The sequence below is a fragment of the Hyunsoonleella jejuensis genome (genome assembly GCF_900111025.1).
Lineage (GTDB): Bacteria > Bacteroidota > Bacteroidia > Flavobacteriales > Flavobacteriaceae > Jejuia > Jejuia jejuensis.
This window is the reverse complement of sequence record NZ_FOFN01000002.1, coordinates 326,868-345,571: the sequence shown is the minus strand read 5'-3', so window position 1 is coordinate 345,571 and position 18,704 is coordinate 326,868. Positions and strand designations below refer to the sequence as shown.

Below are 18,704 nucleotides of genomic sequence, written 5' to 3'. Positions count from 1 at the left end.
TATAATTATATTTGCCAAAAATTAGTATTAAAATGATTGATAGGAATACCTTTAATAACACTGAGATTGCTTTTAGTTTAAAAAATGATTCTCAACTTGAACGGGCATATTTTTTATTTAAAATGATATCAGTGGAGCCATTAGTAAAAATAGGAACTGCAGCCACTAATTTTGCACTTAAGGCGAATTTGCCTATTGAGGGTTTAATTCGGTCTACCGTATTCGATCATTTTTGTGGAGGTGTTAATGAAGAGGATTGCTTGCCTGTAATAAATAATATGTATGACAAAGGAGTGAGTTCCGTTTTGGATTATTCTGTTGAAGGTAAAGAGAATGAAAAAGAGTTTGACAATGCCCTCGATACTGTTTTGAATATTATAGAATTTGCAAAATCACTTGACGCAATACCAATAGCAGTATTCAAGCCCTCTGGTTTTGGACGCTTTAAGTTATACGAGAAGGTGAATCAAAATTCAGCATTGAATGAAGCTGAAACTGAGGAATGGAAAAGGGTAGAAGCTAGGTTTGATGCTGTATGCAAAAAAGCTAAGGCCTATGATGTGGCTGTTTTAATTGATGCTGAAGAGAGCTGGATACAAGATGCTGCAGATCGATTGGTAACAAAAATGATGAAAACCTATAACACCGAAAAGCCTATCGTATACAATACACTGCAAATGTATAGGCACGATAGAATGGCATTTTTAGAAAAAGAGCATATCAAAGCTAAAACCGAAGGCTATTATTTAGGCTATAAATTGGTTAGAGGCGCGTACATGGAAAAGGAAAACGATAGGGCAAAAGATAAAAAATATGAATCACCAATTTGTAAAAGTAAGCAGTTGACCGACGATAATTTTAATACAGCATTGCATTACATGATCAGTAATTTAGATAGCATGTCCATTTTCGCAGGAACGCATAACGAAGAGAGCTCTTATTTACTAATGGAATTAATGGCTGAAAACAAAATTTTGAATAATGATCCCAGGGTTTGGTTTGGGCAACTATATGGTATGAGTGATCATATTAGTTTTAATTTAGCTCATTTAGGCTACAACGTTGCCAAGTATATGCCTTTTGGACCGGTGAAAGATGTTATGCCATATTTAACACGTCGTGCAGAAGAAAACACGTCGGTAGCAGGACAAACAGGACGAGAATTGGCACTTATAAAAAAGGAAAAGAAAAGACGTAAGCTAGCTTAAAAAGCATCGCAAATTTCCTCTAACATCTCCTTTATTTCGGCATAACTTGCTTTATGGTTAAGGTTATTTAATTGGTCTAAATTTTGAACAGTATTGGATTTTGTGTTTTGCTCTATGTAAAAGATATCTTCAAGCTTTGTTGCAACTAGCTTTTCATCATTTACGATTAAAGTTTCATGAAGCTTTTCTCCTTTTGATAATCCGGAGACGTTAATATCGCCTTCTTTTTTTAAAATTTCCATGAGAGCTTCAGCCAAATCTTTTATTTTAATGGGCTGTCCCATATTAAACGATACCTTACTGTGTTTTTCAAAATCAAGTTTAATCAATTCTAAAATTAAGTGGCACGCTCTATTTTTCTCGATAAATAAACGCGTAGCATCTTTGTGAGTTATAGTTAGGTGTTCTCCATTTTTAAGTTGTTCTATAAATAAGGGAACTACGGAGCCGTTTGAGCCAAAAACATTACCAAATCTTGCTGAAATAAATTTTGTGACACTGGAATTGCTATTCAATTTAGACAAGTACCTTTCTGAAATTAACTTGGTCATGCCCATTATACCTATTGGATTCACAGCCTTATCCGTTGATATAAAAATAAATCGTTTAGTACTATGTTTTAGAGCTAATTGAGCTAATGATTGAGTAGCGAAAATATTGGTTTTTAACGCTTCGAATGCATTATCCTCAACAAGGGAGACGTGTTTGTAGGCCGCAGTATGAAACACTATTGTTGGCTTATAGGTCTTGAATATTTGAGACATTTTATCAGTATCTCTAATATCCCCTAAAACGACTTTTGTATGTTTAGTATCGTCGATTTCTCGTTTTAGGTAAAATAACGGGGTTTCGGCATTATCCAGTAAAATTAGGGTGTCAAACTTTGAATTTAGGAGAAGCCTTGTCAAGCCACTTCCAATAGAGCCGGCGGCACCAGTAATTAAAATTCTTTCATGAGCATAGGGGTATGCTATAGGTTTTTTTTGTTTTGAAACTTCAGAATTTAACAATCCGGAATTATCTATTAAATTTTTAATTCTTCGGAAGGAGTGTTTATCCATTAAAGTTGTACAATTTTAAGTAATTGAAAAGTATTAATAATTTTAGGATATTCCAAAATATAGATTTAAGATTACTTAGCAGCTACCTTGTATAGGGTAATGAATATAAGCTTTAGATCTAAAAGAAAACCATTGTGTTTAAGATACATCTTATTATACCTCAACTTATCTGGGATAATGGTATTGATAAAATAAGCTTCTGGGTTATCAGCTTTTTTAAGTAACTCTACTTCGTTTCTGTATTGTAATGACGCCAAACCAGTAATACCAGGTTTTAATTTAAAGATTACTAAGTCTTCAGGCTTATAAAAATTCACATAATATCTTAACTCAGGTCTGGGTCCCACAAAACTCATATCGCCTTTAATAATATTGATAAGTTGCGGAAATTCATCAATTTTATACTTACGTAAATAATAGCCAATTCGCGTAACCCTTGCATCATTATCACCAATGGTTAAAAGTCCTTTTTTTTGGGACTTTACATACATAGTTCTGAATTTATAAATATTGAAGTCAACATTATGTTGTCCTACACGTTCTTGGATAAACAAAACAGGACCTTTAGAGTCTAGCTTAATTAAAATAGCTAAAACAAGTAGTAATGGAGCGAGAATTATTAAACCTATTGATGCAAAAATAAAGTCGAATATACGCTTAATCATTGCTAGGGGAAATGTTTAAAATTTTAACAAGACTGTCACAATTTTCGACTTCTATTTCCATGGTTTCATTATTCAGTTTGCTTTCAACTATATATAAACCACAAGGTGTTTGTCTAGGTGTGCTTTTTGAAAAGTTTACACTTCCAGATTTTAGTAAAGCTTTTATTTTCAGGCTATCCAAGGGGTGTACATCAACTTTTGAATATTCAAAGGGCTTTGAATTAATATTTTTTAAAACACGAGCCTCAGGGCCATAAGCGCAGGATGTTTTTTTGCCGTTTAAAAAAAAGGCTAAAATAATTAAGCCTATAGAAAAACCACCGAGATAGTAGCCTATGCGTTGGATCAGTTTCATTTGTAATGTTTGAGTTGGGCTGTAGTACGTTTAAAAAACTAACAGGTTAATATCGCTATGTTTTAAATTAAACCATTCACCAACAGACTTGTTCGTTAAAATTCCGTGGTAAAAGTACAATCCATTTTTTAATCCTTTATCAAATCTCAAAGAATTTTCAATACCACCGTCTTCAGCAATTTTCATTAAATATGGTGTAAAAATATTACTTATAGAAACAGATGCAGTTCTAGAGTATCTCGCAGGTATATTGGGTACACAATAATGTATAACACCATGTTTCACAAATGTTGGTTCAATGTGAGACGTAACTTCACTCGTTTCAAAACAGCCTCCCATGTCTATACTCACATCTATTACAACAGCTCCTTTTTTCATATGCTGAACCATGTCTTCTGAAACCACAATGGGTGCTCTGTTTACACCCCGTACAGCACCTATAACCACATCACATCTTTTTAATGCCTTTAGTAGGTTTTTTGGTTGAATGGTAGAAGTAAATAAAGATCTGCCCAAATTAGTTTGTATACGCCTTAGTTTAGTGATTGAATTATCAAAAACTTTTATGCCGGCACCTAAACCATTGGCGCTTCGTGCAGCATATTCACCAACAGTACCTGCGCCGAGAATTACAACCTCTATAGGAGGTACGCCGCTTATATTTCCTAACATCAAACCAGAGCTGTCCTTGCCATTGCTCAACAGTTCCGAAGCTATTAATACAGAGGCTGTTCCTGCAATTTCACTTAAAGAACGTACTGCAGGATAGGTGCCGTCTTCGTCTTTAATAAATTCAAAGGCCAAAGCAGTGATGCGTTTAGAAGCTAGGGTTTCAAAGTATTTTTTAGTTTGTGTTTTTAATTGTAATGCAGAAATTAAGATGGCTTGTGGGTTCATGAGCTTTATTTGCTCTAAACTTGGCGGCTCTACTTTTAATATCATTGGGCAGGAATACACTTTGGCTGTGTCTTTAGAAATTTCTGCTCCAGCCTCACTATAGTCTTTATCACTAAACCTGGCACCTTTTCCTGCTCCGGCCTCAATAAGTACTCTATGGCCATTACTAACTAGTGCAGAAACCGCATCTGGAGTTAAGCAAATTCGGTTTTCTTGATATGTAGTTTCCTTTGGCACGCCAATAAATAATTGACGTTTGTGCTTAAAAATTTCTAGTTTCTCTTCTTGAGGAAGCAATTGTTGCTTGGTAAATGGCGACAAGGATTCAGACATCATTTGTTATGTTTAGCGAGATTGAAATTACAAATATTTTTGGGTTTTATAATTATTTTAAAAACAATTTATTTAGTCGATAAGTTTGGTTTGAGCCAAAAAGTAGGAATATATGTAAAATTAGATGTGGTATTTGTACATCAATTTTTAATTTATTTGCACTAATTTTGTTTGTATTATTTTATGAATATAAAACCTACATTTCTCTTACTAGTATTCATCTCTTTTTTTGGATTCTCTCAACAATACACTATCGAAGGAATTGTAAAAGATGATAAAAATGCACCCATAATTTATGCTAACGTTGTATTGGAAGATGATACCAATACTGATATAAAAACAGGTGTAATTACCAACGCAAACGGTTTTTTTAAATTAGAAAACTTAAAACCCTCTACGTATAATTTAAGAATTAGCTTTTTGGGGTATGAAAGTTTTTTATCAAAAATTAATCTGAATGGAAATGTAAATCTTCAAACCATTATTTTAACTGAACAGACTGAAACTTTAGAAGGCGTAGTGGTTACAGCAAAAAGGCCTACAATAAAACGTTTGGTAGATAGAATTGTGTTTAATGTAGAAAACTCTACGTTATCTAATTCCAATGTTTTAGATGTATTAAAACATACCCCAGGAGTTATTGTGAGTAATGGTTCTATTTCTGTAAAAAACGCATCTCCAGTAGTCTATATAAACGACAGAAGGGTGTATCTATCGGCTGATGAAGTTATGGAGCTATTGGAAGCCACACCTGCAAATAATATTAAGTCTATTGAAGTCATCACTAATCCTCCTGCCAAGTACGATGCCGAAGGTGGAGCTGTTCTAAACATACAAACAAGTAAAAATATTATCGCTGGATATCATGGTAGTGTTTTTGGCAACTATAACCAAGGATTTCAATTCCCTAAATTTTCATTAGGCACAAGTCATTTTTTTAAATCCAAAAAATTAAGTGCTTTTGTAAATTACAATATCAACCCAAGAAAAGATTTTAGAAACAATAAAGAAGAAATTAATTTTATTGATAACAACGCTATTTCATCTACTTGGGAAACCGATTATAATCGTGACAGGGAGTCGAGCAATCAAAATATCACAGGAACTATAATTTATGATTTCGATAATAGTAATAGTTTAAGTTTTTCAGCCAATACTTTAATAGCCCCAAGAAGAAATTCAAGAGAGAAAGTAAATAGTCTTACAGAGGTTTTTAATGCTAACAAGGTTTTAGATTCTTCTTTTAGAACGCTCAATAATTTAGTGTCGGAAAAGTTTAATCTAGCATTTTCTTTAGGCTACATTCATAAGTTTAAAAGAGAAGGTGAGCAGCTTTCAATAGATGTACATTATACGGATTACGATTTTTCTGAATTTCAAAATGTAGATACAGGATACTTCTTGCCAAATGCATCTACATCATTTAGAGATAATAGGTTTCAAACCTTTTCAGGTCAGGATATAGGATTAATGACAGGGCAGATAGACTATAAGCTGCCTTCAGAAGATGGATCTTTATTAGAATTTGGGCTAAAGGCAGTTGGTATAAATTCAGATAATATTTTAGATCAGTTTATTTTTGATAATGGAGTACGTCGAGAAGACATAAATAATTCAGATGTTTTTATTTACAATGAAAAGAATTACGCTGCTTATACAAGTTTTGAAAAGGATTGGGAACGTTGGAGCATTAAAGCTGGTTTAAGGGTTGAGGTCACCGAAACCGAAGGTGAGTCTCAACTTACCCAACAAACCAATATAAATAACTATACCAACTTATTTCCTTCTTTTTATTTGTTGAATAGGTTAAAAAATGACGACGAAATTTATTTTAGCTACAATAAACGTATTAATAGACCAAGATACAGAGAGCTTAATCCGTTTAAATTTTTCAAAAATGATAATTCATTTATTTCGGGTGATCCTGGTTTACTTCCAGAAATTGATGATAGTGTTATTTTAGGTTATACAATTAATAACACCTATACTTTCGAAGCGTATTATAGATATGAAAAAAATCCAATTCTAGAACTACCTGTTCAGGATAATGAAAATAGACTGCTTAAATACATATTTACAAATATAGATCATAACCAATCTTACGGATTGGATTTTACCACTTACACAGGTGTTTCCAAACATTGGAGTCTTTATGTATTATCTTCCTTGTTTTTCTATGAAAATAATTTTTTTGCAATAGGAACTAATAACGAACTTCAGAGTAACGAAAGGTGGTCTGTTTACGCTAATGTTGTAAATTATTTTAATTTTTTAAAAGATAATAGTTTAACAGCAGATATTGGTATAGATTATATAAGTCCTGTCTTTATAGGTCCTAGCGATATAAGTGGTAGGTTAGGTGTAGATATTAATTTTAACAAAACGTTTTGGGATAATAGAGCCTCTCTTAATATTGGTGTTAGAGATTTATTGAATACTAGAAATTTTTCCCAAAGCACAAAGTATTTGAACCAAGATTGGCTTGTGGATACTAATTTGGAAAATAGGCTATTTGTTTTAGGATTTAATTACAAGTTTGGTAATTACAGATTAACTGCAAAACAAAAGACAGTTGATTTAAGTGAAAGGGATAGGTTAGAACAAGAATAATTTTAAAAATACTGTTTTACCTTGTCCCAAAAGTTTTTTGGTGATACTTTAAATTCTTCTTCTAATTCTTCTAGTGATTTTGAAGCATCATTTATTCTATTAAATATACGAGCTCTTATAAGGTATATGGAAGGAATTACCACTGCCATAACAGGTACCATATAAATTAATTGAAATTGGTCCAAATATCTATCATCGTAAAATAAATAAATAATTTGATAGATATACATAGCAATTGGGACTAGGAGTACATGATACCACCAATGTCTATTGGTGAAAAACCATATAAAAATAAGAAGTAATGGGATAGCCTTACCAGTAAATATCCACATGGCAGTATTGGCATTTTCAAAAAAACCACTATAATATGTAAATAAAAAAGTGTCCCAAGTTTTTTCCCTTGGAACACTTTCATATAATGTAAACAAAAAAGGGGTAAGCGCTAAAATTGTAGCGATAATACTCCCTTGAATCAAGCTTTTTTTATCTACCGCGAGGTACCTTGATTGTAGATCTTTCGACTTTTGCTGTTTGTTCTCCATCTTGGTTAACTGTATTCGCTACATAAGCTGTGAACAACATGCCTCCGAAAATTGCTGCTGCAATTACATACTTTTTAATTTTCATTTTTTAAGGGATTTAATTAATTAATTATCCCAAATGTATAGAAAGAGTAGGATAGCAGTTTTGATTAAATGTTAAAATTATGTTAAAAACAGTGTTTTTTAAAATTCCTGCTGTGGGTTTCCCGTAATCTTTAAAAAATATGCGAATTATGTTGGTTTACTTATGCGTCATAGGGGTTTAGGTTAGGTCTGTATTTTATATTTTTAATTTAATTTTTCTTGTATTTATTGATATTTCTTCCAAAATAACCTCGTTAAAATTATCATCCAAAATAGGTTTTATGAATTCTGGCCACTCAATTAAAATCCAGTTTCCAGAATATAGATAATCTTCAATTCCAAAGTTGTAGGCTTCTTCAATATTTTCGATTCTGTATAAATCAAAGTGATAAAGAATGCCATTTTTTATGTTGTACTCATTAACAATTGAAAATGTTGGGCTACTAATAGTGTCAGCACTTCCTAGGATCCTTGCAATACTCTTCACAAGTGTTGTTTTGCCAACACCCATGTTGCCATACAATAAAATAATTTTTGAATCTACTGTTTCAATTAGTTTTTTGGCAACATCCTCAACTTCATCTAAGCTATAAGTAATCTCCAAATCAATTATTATGTTTACGCAATATTACATATAAATTTTCAAAAATACTAACAAAAAGTGTATTTCGTCGATGTTTTTCGTATTACAAAGATATTATTTAGGATTGAAAACTACAAAAGGAATTATCATTTCCTCTATTGAAACGCCTCCATGTTGATAAGTATTCCGGTAATAACTTACATAGTGGTTGTAGTTGTTTGGGTATGCAAAAAACAAATCGCCTTTCGCAAAAATAAAGGAGCTACTCATGTTTATGGTTGGCAAATGAATGCTTTTTGGGTCATCTGCAAGCAGTACATCTTTTTTATCAAAAGTTAAACTTCTTCCCGTTTTGTACCGTAAATTTAAGCTTGTATCTCTATCACCAATTACCTTTGATGGGTTTTTTACATTAATAGTGCCATGATCTGTAGTTAATATTAATTTAAAACCAAGATTTTGTGCTTGCTGAATCATTTCTAGAAGTGGTGAATTTTTAAACCAGCTCAAAGTGAGCGATCTATATGCCTTGTCGTTCGAAGCTAGTTCCTTAACTACTTCCATTTCTGTTTTGGAGTGGGAGAGCATATCCACAAAATTATACACAACAACTGTTAGGTCGTTATCTTTTAACGCTTTAAAATTATCAACCAGTTTTTTGCCATTTTTTAAATTGGTGATTTTGTGATATTCGTAATTTAAATGGTTTAGCCCGAGACGTTGCATTTGTGTTTCTAAAAAATCAGCTTCATGTAAATTTTTGCCTCCTTCATCGGTATCGTTTTTCCAATATTGCGGATACATTTTTTCCATCTCACTGGGCATTAATCCGGAGAAAATAGCATTTCTCGCGTATTGTGTTGCGGTTGGTAAAATGCTGAAAAACGCACTTTCTTGTTCTTTTTTAAAATAGTTGTTAATAATAGGCTCGAAAACTTTCCATTGATCGTACCTTAAATTATCTACAACAACTAAAAGTGTAGGTTGATCTTTACTTAACTCAGGAACAATTTTTTCCTTAAATAGCGTATGAGACATTATTGGTGCATCATCATTGTTGAACCAGTTTGGGTAATTTTTATCAATAAATTTTCCGAATTGAATATTTGCTTCTGTTTTTTGCGATTCTAAAATTTCGAACATGCCTACATCTTCAATGTCTTCTAATTGAATTTCCCAATAAATTAATTTTTGATATAGGCTCACCCAATCTTCATAGGAGTTTACCATGGCCATTTCCATAGCAATTTTTCTAAATTCTTGTTGATAATTTGATGTAGTTTTTTCTGAAACTAACCTCGAGTGGTCTAAATTCTTTTTTAAGCTTAATAATATCTGATTTGGATTCACAGGTTTTATTAAATAATCGGCTATTTTATTGCCAATGGCTTCCTCCATAATATACTCTTCTTCACTCTTAGTAATCATTACGACGGGAATACTGTCTTTCTTTTCTTTTATTTCGTTAAGTGTTTCTAGACCTGTAAGTCCTGGCATATTTTCATCTAAAAACACAATATCAAAATTGTTATCCTCAATAATATCTATGGCTTCAGTACCACTATTGCATGTGGTAACCTTATAGTTTTTCTTTTCAAGGAATAGAATGTGAGGTTTTAATAAATCTATTTCGTCATCAACCCAAAGTATATTAATCATGTTGTTTTATTTTTAGTAGTGGTGTCCTAAAGTTGGACTTCATATATTTATATTTGTAAAAAATGTAAAGATTAAAAGTTTGAATAAACTTAAAATACTAAACGACCCAATTTACGGATTTATTACTATTCCAAACTCGCTAATTTTTGATTTAATCCAGCATAAATATTTTCAACGTTTAAGACGTATTACTCAAATGGGGATGTCTTATTTAGTTTATCCTGGAGCACACCATACCAGATTTCATCACGCTATCGGATGTGTGTATTTAATGCAAAAAGCAGTGAATATACTTCGTTATAAGGGAGTTACAATTTCTAAAGAGGAGGAAGAAGCACTTTATGCAGCCATATTATTGCATGATATTGGTCACGGTCCGTTTTCACATGCTATGGAGCATAGTATTGTAAATGGCGTATCTCATGAGCAAATTTCTTTGTTATTTATGGAGCGTTTAAATGAAGAATTTAACGGAAGTTTAACGCTTGCCATCAAAATATTTAAAGGTGAATACGAGCGTTCTTTCATGTGTCAGCTTATTTCTAGCCAATTAGATATTGACAGGGCCGATTATTTAAAGCGTGATAGTTTTTATACAGGAGTTGCCGAAGGAAACGTTAACAGCGAACGTTTAATCACTATGTTAAATGTTGTTGATGATAATTTGGTAGTTGAAGAAAAAGGGATTTACAGTGTAGAAAAATTTATTATCGCGAGGCGTTTTATGTATTGGCAAGTGTATTTGCACAAAACAGGTCTTGCTGCTGAACAATTACTTATGCGTGTTTTAACAAGGGCCAAGGAATTAACAGAAATGGGTGTGGAATTACAGGCTAGTACTGCTCTTAAATACTTTTTGAACAATGATATTTCTAGGGATGATTTTACAAATGAAACATTAGAAGTGTTCCATGAATTAGATGATTATGACATTATATCTGCAATGAAATTGTGGAAACACCATGACGATTTCGTACTTAGAAATCTATGTGAAATGATAATCAATAGAACTTTACCAAAAATAAAAATCAAAAGAAAAGCTGTAAAACCGCAGGATTTAGAAAAACATATCGAAAGCGTAATGCAGGATTATGGTATTGCAGAGAACGAAGCAAAATATTTTGTGTTTTCAGGTGATATACATAATCAGGCATACCAAACGGAGCAGCAAAATATTAATATTCTGTATAAATCTGGAAAAATTCAAGATATTGTAAAGGCTTCAGATCATCTCAATTTAAAAGCATTATCTAAGCCAGTAACAAAATATTACGTATGTTATCCAAAATAAAAGCACGAGTTGTGATTAGAGTTTTCTCTAATTGTTCACAACCATGGAATATCTTAAAAAACAGAGCATTATAACTTTAGTACATTTTTCCTATTTTTGCTCAAATTAATCAAATTACTACTAACTCAACTCGTGTGAAATTCACAGCACAACAAATAGCAGATATTTTAGAGGGGGATATTGTTGGGGATGCCGATGTTAAAGTGTCAAAACTCGCAAAAATAGAGGAAGGTGTGGAAGGTACACTTACTTTTTTGGCAAATCCGAAATATACAACATATATATACTCTACTAAGGCCTCAATAACTATAGTAAATAAAACTTTTGAGCCAGAAGATAATATTACTACCACCTTAATAAAGGTAGATGACGCTTATAAATCTTTTTCGAAACTTTTAGAGTATTATAATCAAGTTAAGCTTAATAAGTTTGGCATAGAGCAACCATCTTTTATTGCAGAATCTTCGGCATATGGTGAAAACATCTATATAGGTGCGTTTTCATACGTTGGTGAGAATGTTACTATTGGCGATAATGTCAAGATTTTTCCAAATGCATATATTGGCGACAATGTGAAAATTGGTGATAATACTATAATTTTTGCTGGCGCTAAAATATATTCAGAATGTCTTATTGGTAACCATTGCGTGATTAATTCGGGCGCAATTATTGGTGCTGACGGATTTGGTTTCGCGCCCAACGAAAAAGGGGAATACCAAAAAGTACCGCAAACAGGCAATGTTATTTTAGAAGATTTTGTAGATGTAGGTGCTGCCACAACCATAGATAGAGCAACTTTAGGTTCTACTGTAATTAGAAGGGGAGTGAAATTGGATAATCAAATTCAAATAGCCCATAATGTTGAGATAGGTAAAAATACGGTAATAGCTGCACAAACAGGAATTGCTGGCTCCACTAAGATTGGTGAAAATTGTCAAATTGGTGGTCAAGTAGGTATTGTAGGGCACATTACAATTGGCGATAATGTAAAAATACAGGCGCAATCAGGAATTGGTAGAAACGTTAAGGATAATGAGGTCTTACAAGGCTCTCCAGCACTTGCTTATGGAGATTACAATAAGTCTTATGTGCATTTTAAAAATTTGCCAAAAATCATTAAAAAATTCAACGATATAGAAAAAAGCTATGGCAATAGTTAATACAGAGAACAAACAAAAAACTATAAAGAATGAAGTGTCGCTTACAGGAGTGGGGCTACACACTGGTAAAAACGTAACATTAACGTTTAAACCGGCAATTGCCAATTTTGGATTGGCTTTTAAGCGTGTAGATTTAGAAGGTGCTCCAGTTATTGAAGCCGATGCTAACTATGTAACTAATACGCAAAGAGGTACATGCCTAGAGAAAAACGGTGTTATTATACAAACCTCAGAACACGTACTTGCTGCTTTGGTAGGATTGGATATAGATAATGCAATTATTGAACTAAACGCTTCAGAACCACCGATAATGGATGGGTCTTCTAAGTTTTTTATAGAAGCTCTGGAAGAGGCTGGAATTGTTGAATTAGAAGCAACTAGGGAAGAATTTGTCGTGTCTGATGTGATTTCATATACCGATGAAGAAAGTGGTAGCGAGATTTTAGTGATGCCTGCTAAAGAATACCAAATTACTACAATGGTAGATTTTGGGACAAAAGTATTAGGTACTCAAAATGCAACACTGAATCAAATTTCAGATTTTAAAGACCAAATTTCCAATTCTAGAACGTTCAGTTTTTTACATGAAATTGAAATGCTTTTAGAACATGGTTTAATAAAAGGAGGGGATTTAAATAATGCCATTGTTTATGTGGATAAGCCTCTATCGCCTGAAACCATGAAAAAACTGCGTGCTGCATTCAAAAAAGAAAACATTGCTGTAAAGCCGAACGGTATTCTCGATAATCTTACTCTTCATCATCCTAATGAAGCTGCAAGACATAAATTACTCGATGTTTTAGGAGATTTAGCTTTAGTAGGAACGAGAATTCGTGGAAAGGTTATTGCTAATAAACCGGGACATTTTATTAACACACAGTTTGCCAAAAAGCTGTCGAAGATTATAAAAAACGAAAGACGTAACAACGTACCAAATATAGATTTGAATCAAGAACCTTTAATGGACGTGACTCAAATTATGCAAATGTTACCCCACCGTCAACCATTCTTGTTGTTAGACAAAGTATTTGAGCTTACGGATAATTATGTTGTTGGTATGAAAAACGTGACCATGAATGAAGAATTCTTTAAAGGTCACTTCCCTGGTGCGCCGGTGATGCCAGGGGTTTTAATCGTTGAGGCTATGGCTCAAACGGGCGGTATCTTGGTATTAAGCACTGTACCAGATCCAGAAAACTATTTAACATTTTTCATGAAAATGGATAATGTAAAGTTCAAAAGAAAAGTGAGTCCTGGAGATACATTAATATTTAAATGTTCATTAATTACTCCAATTCGTAGAGGAATTTGTCATATGCAAGGTTATGCTTATGCCAATGGTAAATTATGTGCCGAAGCCGAACTTATGGCGCAAATTTCTAAAGTAAAATAATTAAAAACTAAAGCATGAATCAACCTCTAGCATATGTGCACCCAGGTGCTAAAATTGCCAAAAATGTAGTTATAGAGCCTTTTACAACTATCAACAACAATGTAGTAATTGGAGAAGGTACATGGATTGGAAGCAATGTAACCATAATGGAAGGTGCGCGTATTGGTAAAAATTGCAACATTTTCCCAGGTAGCGTTATATCAGCTGTTCCTCAAGATTTAAAATATAATGATGAGGAAACAACCGTTGAAATTGGCAATAATGTAACTATAAGAGAATGTGTTACAATTAATCGTGGCACTGCAGATAGAATGAAAACGGTGGTAGGCGATAATTGCTTAATTATGGCTTATTGTCATATTGCGCACGACTGTATTGTGGGTAATAATTGTATATTCTCTAATAATAGTACACTTGCTGGCCATATTAATATTGGAGACTACGTTGTTTTAGCCGGTATGACAGCGGTTCACCAATTTGTGTCAGTAGGAAACCATGCTTTTGTAACTGGAGGTTCTTTGGTTAGAAAAGACGTGCCGCCTTACGTAAAAGCTGCTCGTGAACCCTTATCGTATGTAGGTATAAATTCAGTAGGTCTAAGACGTAGAGGCTTTACTACAGACAAAATTAGAGAGATTCAAGATATATACAGAATATTATATCAAAAGAATTATAATAATACCCAAGCTTCAGAAATAATTGAGGCTGAAATGGAGGCGACTCCAGAACGTGATGAGATACTTCAGTTTATAAAGAATTCACATAGAGGTATTATGAAAGGATATTTTAAATCAAATTAAACATTTAGATGGCAACAACATCAGATATAAGAAACGGATTATGCATAAGATATAACAATGATATCTATAAAATCATTGAGTTTTTACATGTAAAACCAGGAAAAGGACCAGCATTTGTAAGAACAAAGCTAAAAAGTGTAACTAACGGAAAAGTTATTGATAATACTTTTTCTGCAGGACATAAATTGGATGACGTGCGTGTTGAAACCCATAAATTTCAGTATTTATATAATGATGGAGAATTCTATCATTTTATGAATGAAGCAGACTATACACAGATTCGCTTATTAGAAGCGGCTTTAGATAGACCAGATTTAATGAAAGAAGGCGAGATAGTTACTGTAATCATTAATTCTGAAGATAATATGCCACTTTCAGTAGAAATGCCCGCAAGCGTTATTCTAGAGATCACCCACACCGAACCCGGAGTAAAAGGCAATACGGCCACAAACGCTACTAAACCTGCCACTGTTGAAACAGGTGCTACAGTAAATGTACCTTTATTTATTAATGAAGGTGATAAAATTAAAGTGGAGACAGACAAAGGGACTTATAAAGAACGTGTAAAAGAATAACTTATAGCATAAGTTCAATTCACTCAAAAATCAGTTTTAATAGTTATTGAATATTGCCAACAGTATACTGATATATGAAATTTCCAGAAAAACAGAAATTAAAAGATATTGCACATTTAATAGATTGTGAGTTTGTTGGTGATGCCGATTTTCCTGTTTTAGGGATGAACGAAATTCATGTTGTTGAGCCAGGAGATATTGTCTTTGTAGATCATCCTAAATATTACGATAAAGCACTACAATCTGCTGCAACCATAGTGCTCATTAATAAAAAAGTGGATTGCCCTTTAGGTAAAGCACTTTTAATTAGTGATGATCCGTTTAGGGATTTCAATAAATTATCCAATCATTTTAAGCCATTTCAAGCGTCGAATACCCTAATATCCCATACTGCAAAAATAGGGGAAGGCACAACCATTCAACCTAACACGTTTATAGGTCATAATGTAAGTATTGGTAATAATTGTGTTATTCATTCAAATGTTAGTATTTACGATGACGCCGTAATTGGTGATAATGTTACCATACATGCAGGGACTGTGTTAGGTGCTAATGCATTTTATTATAAGAACAGGCCAGAGGGTTACGATAGGCTTTTATCTTGCGGACGCGTTGTTATTGAAAATAATGTGGATATTGGTGCTTCTTGCACCATAGATAGAGGGGTTACCGGAGATACCACCATAAAAGAGGGTACTAAAATTGATAATTTGGTGCAAATTGGGCATGATACCGTTGTTGGTAGAAAATGTTTAATTGCCTCTCAAGTAGGAATAGCAGGGTGTGTAATTGTAGAAGATGAAGTAACCATTTGGGGGCAAGTTGGAATAACAAGTGGTATTACAATAGGCAAAAAAGCAATAATTTTGGCAAAAGCAGGGGTAAGTAAATCGCTTGAAGGTGGAAATCGATATTTTGGGATTCCTGCAGACGATTATCGTTCTAAATACAAGGAAATTGCTTCAATAAAAAAAGTACCAGAAATCTTAGCGACTTTAAAAAAACAAAAAGGCTAGTAGTTTATTTTTCATTTAAAATGAATTACTTTTGCTAAACTTTAAACAAAAACGGAAATTTATCACTTATGAGTGTATTAGTAAATAAAGATTCAAAAATTATAGTACAAGGTTTTACAGGTAGTGAAGGTACGTTTCATGCTGAACAAATGATAGCATATGGTACTAATATTGTAGGAGGTGTTACTCCGGGAAAAGGAGGTCAAACACACTTAGATAAACCAGTATTTAATACTGTTGAGGACGCGGTAAAAGAAGTTGGAGCCGATACTACAATTATTTTTGTACCACCAGCATTTGCTGCTGATGCTATAATGGAGGCTGCCGATGCGGGCATAAAAGTAATTATTACTATTACCGAAGGTATTCCTGTGGCGGATATGATTACTGCTTCAAATTACATTAAAGATAAAGGTTCGCGTTTAATAGGTCCTAACTGTCCGGGTGTTATTACACCAGGTGAAGCGAAAGTTGGTATTATGCCAGGTTTTGTTTTCAAAAAAGGAAAAGTAGGCATTGTCTCAAAATCTGGAACGCTAACTTATGAAGCCGCAGACCAAGTGGTGAAACAAGGTTTGGGAATTACTACTGCAATAGGTATTGGTGGAGACCCAATTATAGGTACAACTACGAAAGAAGCGGTTGAATTATTGATTAATGACCCTGAAACGGAAGCTGTGGTGATGATTGGTGAAATTGGAGGTCAACTAGAAGCCGATGCGGCGAACTGGTATAAGGAAAGTGGCAGCAAAAAGCCAATTGTAGGTTTTATTGCTGGGGAAACAGCCCCTGCCGGTAGAACCATGGGGCATGCTGGAGCTATTGTTGGCGGAAGTGATGATACAGCTCAAGCTAAAAAGAAAATTATGAGAGCTTGTGGTATTCATGTTGTAGATTCTCCTGCTGAAATAGGAAAGAAAGTTTCGGAAGTTATAGCATAAAAGTTGTAAAACATATTATAAAAATCCCCAATTCTGGGGATTTTTTTGTTTTAATAATATATTTTAGTATAAAATTTATTTTTATGAAATCTAAAATAACGGTATTTGTATTATTTAGTCTTTCAGTATTTAACTGTACAATAGAGATAGAGGATGATGAGAAACTTATCGAACATTTAGCTGGAAAATGGGAACTAATCTCAATAACATTTGATGGAGACCAACAAATAACTGAGTGTGATAAAACAACCACCTCTGAGTTCATTACTAATAGCGCATATAAAGGAAGTTATACAGGCACTGTGTATTTTTGGACAGAAGCGCTTGATTCATGTAACCCGGAAATCTTCAATGGTACTTGGAAATCAGATGATGGAGATTTTGATTTAACCTTAACTATTAGTGGAGCAAATACCTCTTATACTAACAATTTTAGAATAATTTATACGTATAGCTCCGAAGGTGAAAATGACGATGTTGACAATAGTGATGAGCTTATTTACATAGATTTAATATTTGAAAATGAAGATGAAGACTTTGAAAGAATATATACTTATCGGAGGTCGACCTAGTTTTTAAATTAATTAATAATTAAACAGAATAATAATATTTTGAAAAGAACTAACCTCACTATATTTTGTGAGGTTTTTTTATAGCAAGCAATCTGTATTTATTATATTTGAATAAATCATTCTTAATAACATTACACAACAAACCAACTATAAAATGAAATTATTAGAAGGAAAAACGGCCATTATTACAGGCGCTAGTCGAGGGATAGGACGAGGTATTGCGAAAGTATTTGCTGAACAAGGGGCTAATGTAGCCTTTACCTATAGTTCTTCAGTTGAAGCAGCAAACGCATTGGAAAAAGAATTAAAAGATGCCGGTGTAAACGCAAAGGGCTATCAAAGTAATGCGGCTAGTTTTGCAGAAGCTCAAAAATTAGCTGAGGACGTGGTAAACGATTTTGGAAGTATTGATGTGCTAGTGAACAATGCTGGTATTACGAAAGACAATTTATTGATGCGCATTAGTGAAGAAGATTTTGATAAAGTAATAGAAGTTAATCTAAAATCTGTGTTTAATATGACTAAAGCTGTACAACGTACCATGTTAAAACAGCGTAAAGGTTCTATTATCAATATGAGCTCGGTAGTTGGTGTTAAAGGCAATGCAGGACAAACCAATTATGCGGCGTCTAAAGCAGGAATAATTGGATTTTCTAAATCAGTCGCACTGGAATTAGGCTCAAGAAACATAAGGAGTAACGTTATCGCTCCTGGTTTTATAGAAACAGAGATGACCGCTAAACTTGATGAAGAAGTTGTAAAAGGTTGGCGTGCTGGAATTCCTTTAAAACGTGGAGGTACCCCAGAGGATGTAGCAAATGCTTGCGTGTTTTTAGCTAGCGATTTAAGCGCATACATTACTGGCCAAACCATAAATGTTGATGGCGGAATGCTTACCTAAATTATGATTTGGCTTTCTGGTTTTTAGTTGTTGCTTATCTAAAATACTAAGGTTATAA

At 33.4% G+C, this 18,704-nt stretch carries 18 protein-coding genes; 11 read left to right on the top strand and 7 right to left on the bottom strand.

Annotation, left to right across the window (positions count from 1 at the left end):
- Positions 1 to 32: 32 nt before the first annotated feature.
- Positions 33 to 1,208 (top strand): proline dehydrogenase family protein, encoded by a 1,176-nt coding sequence (locus tag BMY39_RS08245; RefSeq protein WP_092578482.1) that lies wholly within the window; start codon positions 33 to 35, stop codon positions 1,206 to 1,208.
- Here BMY39_RS08245 and BMY39_RS08240 read toward each other — a convergent pair.
- The 4 genes from BMY39_RS08240 to BMY39_RS08225 all read right to left on the bottom strand — a co-directional run bounded on the left by BMY39_RS08240 (position 1,205) and on the right by BMY39_RS08225 (position 4,519).
- Entirely contained in the window at positions 1,205 to 2,269 is a 1,065-nt protein-coding gene (locus BMY39_RS08240; RefSeq protein WP_092578480.1) for a polysaccharide biosynthesis protein, read from the bottom strand. The two genes, BMY39_RS08245 and BMY39_RS08240, sit on opposite strands and share 4 nt — an antisense overlap.
- Positions 2,270 to 2,340: 71 nt before the next feature.
- Positions 2,341 to 2,934 carry a sugar transferase gene (locus BMY39_RS08235; RefSeq protein ID WP_092578479.1) on the bottom strand — a complete coding sequence of 198 codons (594 nt, stop codon included), beginning with the start codon at positions 2,932 to 2,934 and terminating at the stop codon, positions 2,341 to 2,343.
- Entirely contained in the window at positions 2,927 to 3,289 is a 363-nt protein-coding gene (locus tag BMY39_RS08230) for a hypothetical protein (protein ID WP_092578478.1), read from the bottom strand. Before BMY39_RS08230 ends, BMY39_RS08235 begins: the two co-directional genes overlap by 8 nt.
- Positions 3,290 to 3,319: 30 nt before the next feature.
- Positions 3,320 to 4,519, bottom strand: coding sequence for an alanine dehydrogenase (locus BMY39_RS08225; RefSeq protein WP_092578476.1), 1,200 nt, complete (start codon positions 4,517 to 4,519; stop codon positions 3,320 to 3,322).
- A gap of 183 nt (positions 4,520 to 4,702) precedes the next feature.
- Here BMY39_RS08225 and BMY39_RS08220 point away from each other — a divergent pair, with 183 nt between their 5' ends.
- Positions 4,703 to 7,129 (top strand): TonB-dependent receptor, encoded by a 2,427-nt coding sequence (locus tag BMY39_RS08220; RefSeq protein ID WP_092578474.1) that lies wholly within the window; start codon positions 4,703 to 4,705, stop codon positions 7,127 to 7,129.
- Between the two features lie 2 nt (positions 7,130 to 7,131).
- On the opposite strand, the gene BMY39_RS08215 is transcribed toward BMY39_RS08220, so the two are convergent.
- The 3 genes from BMY39_RS08215 to porX all read right to left on the bottom strand — a co-directional run bounded on the left by BMY39_RS08215 (position 7,132) and on the right by porX (position 9,997).
- Positions 7,132 to 7,671: a hypothetical protein gene (locus BMY39_RS08215; RefSeq protein ID WP_245738219.1), complete on the bottom strand. Its 540-nt coding sequence runs from the start codon at positions 7,669 to 7,671 to the stop codon at positions 7,132 to 7,134.
- A 280-nt stretch (positions 7,672 to 7,951) separates the two neighbouring features.
- Positions 7,952 to 8,359, bottom strand: coding sequence for a tRNA (adenosine(37)-N6)-threonylcarbamoyltransferase complex ATPase subunit type 1 TsaE (gene tsaE, locus BMY39_RS08210; protein WP_092578471.1), 408 nt, complete (start codon positions 8,357 to 8,359; stop codon positions 7,952 to 7,954).
- Positions 8,360 to 8,452: 93 nt separating this feature from the next.
- Complete coding sequence (gene porX / locus BMY39_RS08205; RefSeq protein ID WP_092578468.1) at positions 8,453 to 9,997, bottom strand: T9SS response regulator signal transducer PorX; 1,545 nt, start codon at positions 9,995 to 9,997, stop codon at positions 8,453 to 8,455.
- 70 nt (positions 9,998 to 10,067) lie between these two features.
- Here porX and BMY39_RS08200 point away from each other — a divergent pair, with 70 nt between their 5' ends.
- The 9 genes from BMY39_RS08200 (at position 10,068) to fabG (ending at position 18,646) form a co-directional block, all read left to right on the top strand.
- Positions 10,068 to 11,288, top strand: a complete 1,221-nt coding sequence (locus BMY39_RS08200) for an HD domain-containing protein (protein ID WP_092578466.1) — start codon at positions 10,068 to 10,070, stop codon at positions 11,286 to 11,288.
- Positions 11,289 to 11,422: 134 nt separating this feature from the next.
- Complete coding sequence (gene lpxD, locus BMY39_RS08195; RefSeq protein WP_092578464.1) at positions 11,423 to 12,448, top strand: UDP-3-O-(3-hydroxymyristoyl)glucosamine N-acyltransferase; 1,026 nt, start codon at positions 11,423 to 11,425, stop codon at positions 12,446 to 12,448.
- Positions 12,435 to 13,841, top strand: a complete 1,407-nt coding sequence (locus BMY39_RS08190; protein ID WP_092578462.1) for a bifunctional UDP-3-O-[3-hydroxymyristoyl] N-acetylglucosamine deacetylase/3-hydroxyacyl-ACP dehydratase — start codon at positions 12,435 to 12,437, stop codon at positions 13,839 to 13,841. Before lpxD ends, BMY39_RS08190 begins: the two co-directional genes overlap by 14 nt.
- 14 nt (positions 13,842 to 13,855) lie before the next feature.
- On the top strand, positions 13,856 to 14,641 hold the full coding sequence (gene lpxA / locus BMY39_RS08185) for an acyl-ACP--UDP-N-acetylglucosamine O-acyltransferase (RefSeq protein WP_092578460.1): 786 nt from the start codon (positions 13,856 to 13,858) through the stop codon (positions 14,639 to 14,641).
- A gap of 8 nt (positions 14,642 to 14,649) precedes the next feature.
- Positions 14,650 to 15,216, top strand: a complete 567-nt coding sequence (efp, locus tag BMY39_RS08180) for an elongation factor P (protein ID WP_092578458.1) — start codon at positions 14,650 to 14,652, stop codon at positions 15,214 to 15,216.
- Between the two features lie 74 nt (positions 15,217 to 15,290).
- Entirely contained in the window at positions 15,291 to 16,232 is a 942-nt protein-coding gene (locus BMY39_RS08175) for a UDP-3-O-(3-hydroxymyristoyl)glucosamine N-acyltransferase (RefSeq protein WP_092578456.1), read from the top strand.
- Between the two features lie 68 nt (positions 16,233 to 16,300).
- Positions 16,301 to 17,173, top strand: a complete 873-nt coding sequence (sucD, locus tag BMY39_RS08170) for a succinate--CoA ligase subunit alpha (RefSeq protein WP_092578454.1) — start codon at positions 16,301 to 16,303, stop codon at positions 17,171 to 17,173.
- 83 nt (positions 17,174 to 17,256) lie between these two features.
- On the top strand, positions 17,257 to 17,745 hold the full coding sequence (locus tag BMY39_RS08165) for a hypothetical protein (protein ID WP_092578451.1): 489 nt from the start codon (positions 17,257 to 17,259) through the stop codon (positions 17,743 to 17,745).
- Positions 17,746 to 17,899: 154 nt separating this feature from the next.
- Positions 17,900 to 18,646 carry a 3-oxoacyl-[acyl-carrier-protein] reductase gene (gene fabG, locus BMY39_RS08160; protein ID WP_092578447.1) on the top strand — a complete coding sequence of 249 codons (747 nt, stop codon included), beginning with the start codon at positions 17,900 to 17,902 and terminating at the stop codon, positions 18,644 to 18,646.
- Positions 18,647 to 18,704 lie beyond the last annotated feature (58 nt).

What these genes read in the sequence shown, in the direction of transcription:
- BMY39_RS08245 (WP_092578482.1), top strand. Translation starts at nt 33, where the DNA reads ATGATTGATAGGAATACCTTTAATAACACTGAGATTGCTTTTAGTTTA.
- BMY39_RS08240 (WP_092578480.1), bottom strand. Translation starts at nt 2,269, where the DNA reads ATGGATAAACACTCCTTCCGAAGAATTAAAAATTTAATAGATAATTCC.
- BMY39_RS08235 (WP_092578479.1), bottom strand. Translation starts at nt 2,934, where the DNA reads ATGATTAAGCGTATATTCGACTTTATTTTTGCATCAATAGGTTTAATA.
- BMY39_RS08230 (WP_092578478.1), bottom strand. Translation starts at nt 3,289, where the DNA reads ATGAAACTGATCCAACGCATAGGCTACTATCTCGGTGGTTTTTCTATA.
- BMY39_RS08225 (WP_092578476.1), bottom strand. Translation starts at nt 4,519, where the DNA reads ATGTCTGAATCCTTGTCGCCATTTACCAAGCAACAATTGCTTCCTCAA.
- BMY39_RS08220 (WP_092578474.1), top strand. Translation starts at nt 4,703, where the DNA reads ATGAATATAAAACCTACATTTCTCTTACTAGTATTCATCTCTTTTTTT.
- BMY39_RS08215 (WP_245738219.1), bottom strand. Translation starts at nt 7,671, where the DNA reads ATGGAGAACAAACAGCAAAAGTCGAAAGATCTACAATCAAGGTACCTC.
- porX (WP_092578468.1), bottom strand. Translation starts at nt 9,997, where the DNA reads ATGATTAATATACTTTGGGTTGATGACGAAATAGATTTATTAAAACCT.
- BMY39_RS08190 (WP_092578462.1), top strand. Translation starts at nt 12,435, where the DNA reads ATGGCAATAGTTAATACAGAGAACAAACAAAAAACTATAAAGAATGAA.
- lpxA (WP_092578460.1), top strand. Translation starts at nt 13,856, where the DNA reads ATGAATCAACCTCTAGCATATGTGCACCCAGGTGCTAAAATTGCCAAA.
- efp (WP_092578458.1), top strand. Translation starts at nt 14,650, where the DNA reads ATGGCAACAACATCAGATATAAGAAACGGATTATGCATAAGATATAAC.
- BMY39_RS08175 (WP_092578456.1), top strand. Translation starts at nt 15,291, where the DNA reads ATGAAATTTCCAGAAAAACAGAAATTAAAAGATATTGCACATTTAATA.
- sucD (WP_092578454.1), top strand. Translation starts at nt 16,301, where the DNA reads ATGAGTGTATTAGTAAATAAAGATTCAAAAATTATAGTACAAGGTTTT.
- BMY39_RS08165 (WP_092578451.1), top strand. Translation starts at nt 17,257, where the DNA reads ATGAAATCTAAAATAACGGTATTTGTATTATTTAGTCTTTCAGTATTT.
- fabG (WP_092578447.1), top strand. Translation starts at nt 17,900, where the DNA reads ATGAAATTATTAGAAGGAAAAACGGCCATTATTACAGGCGCTAGTCGA.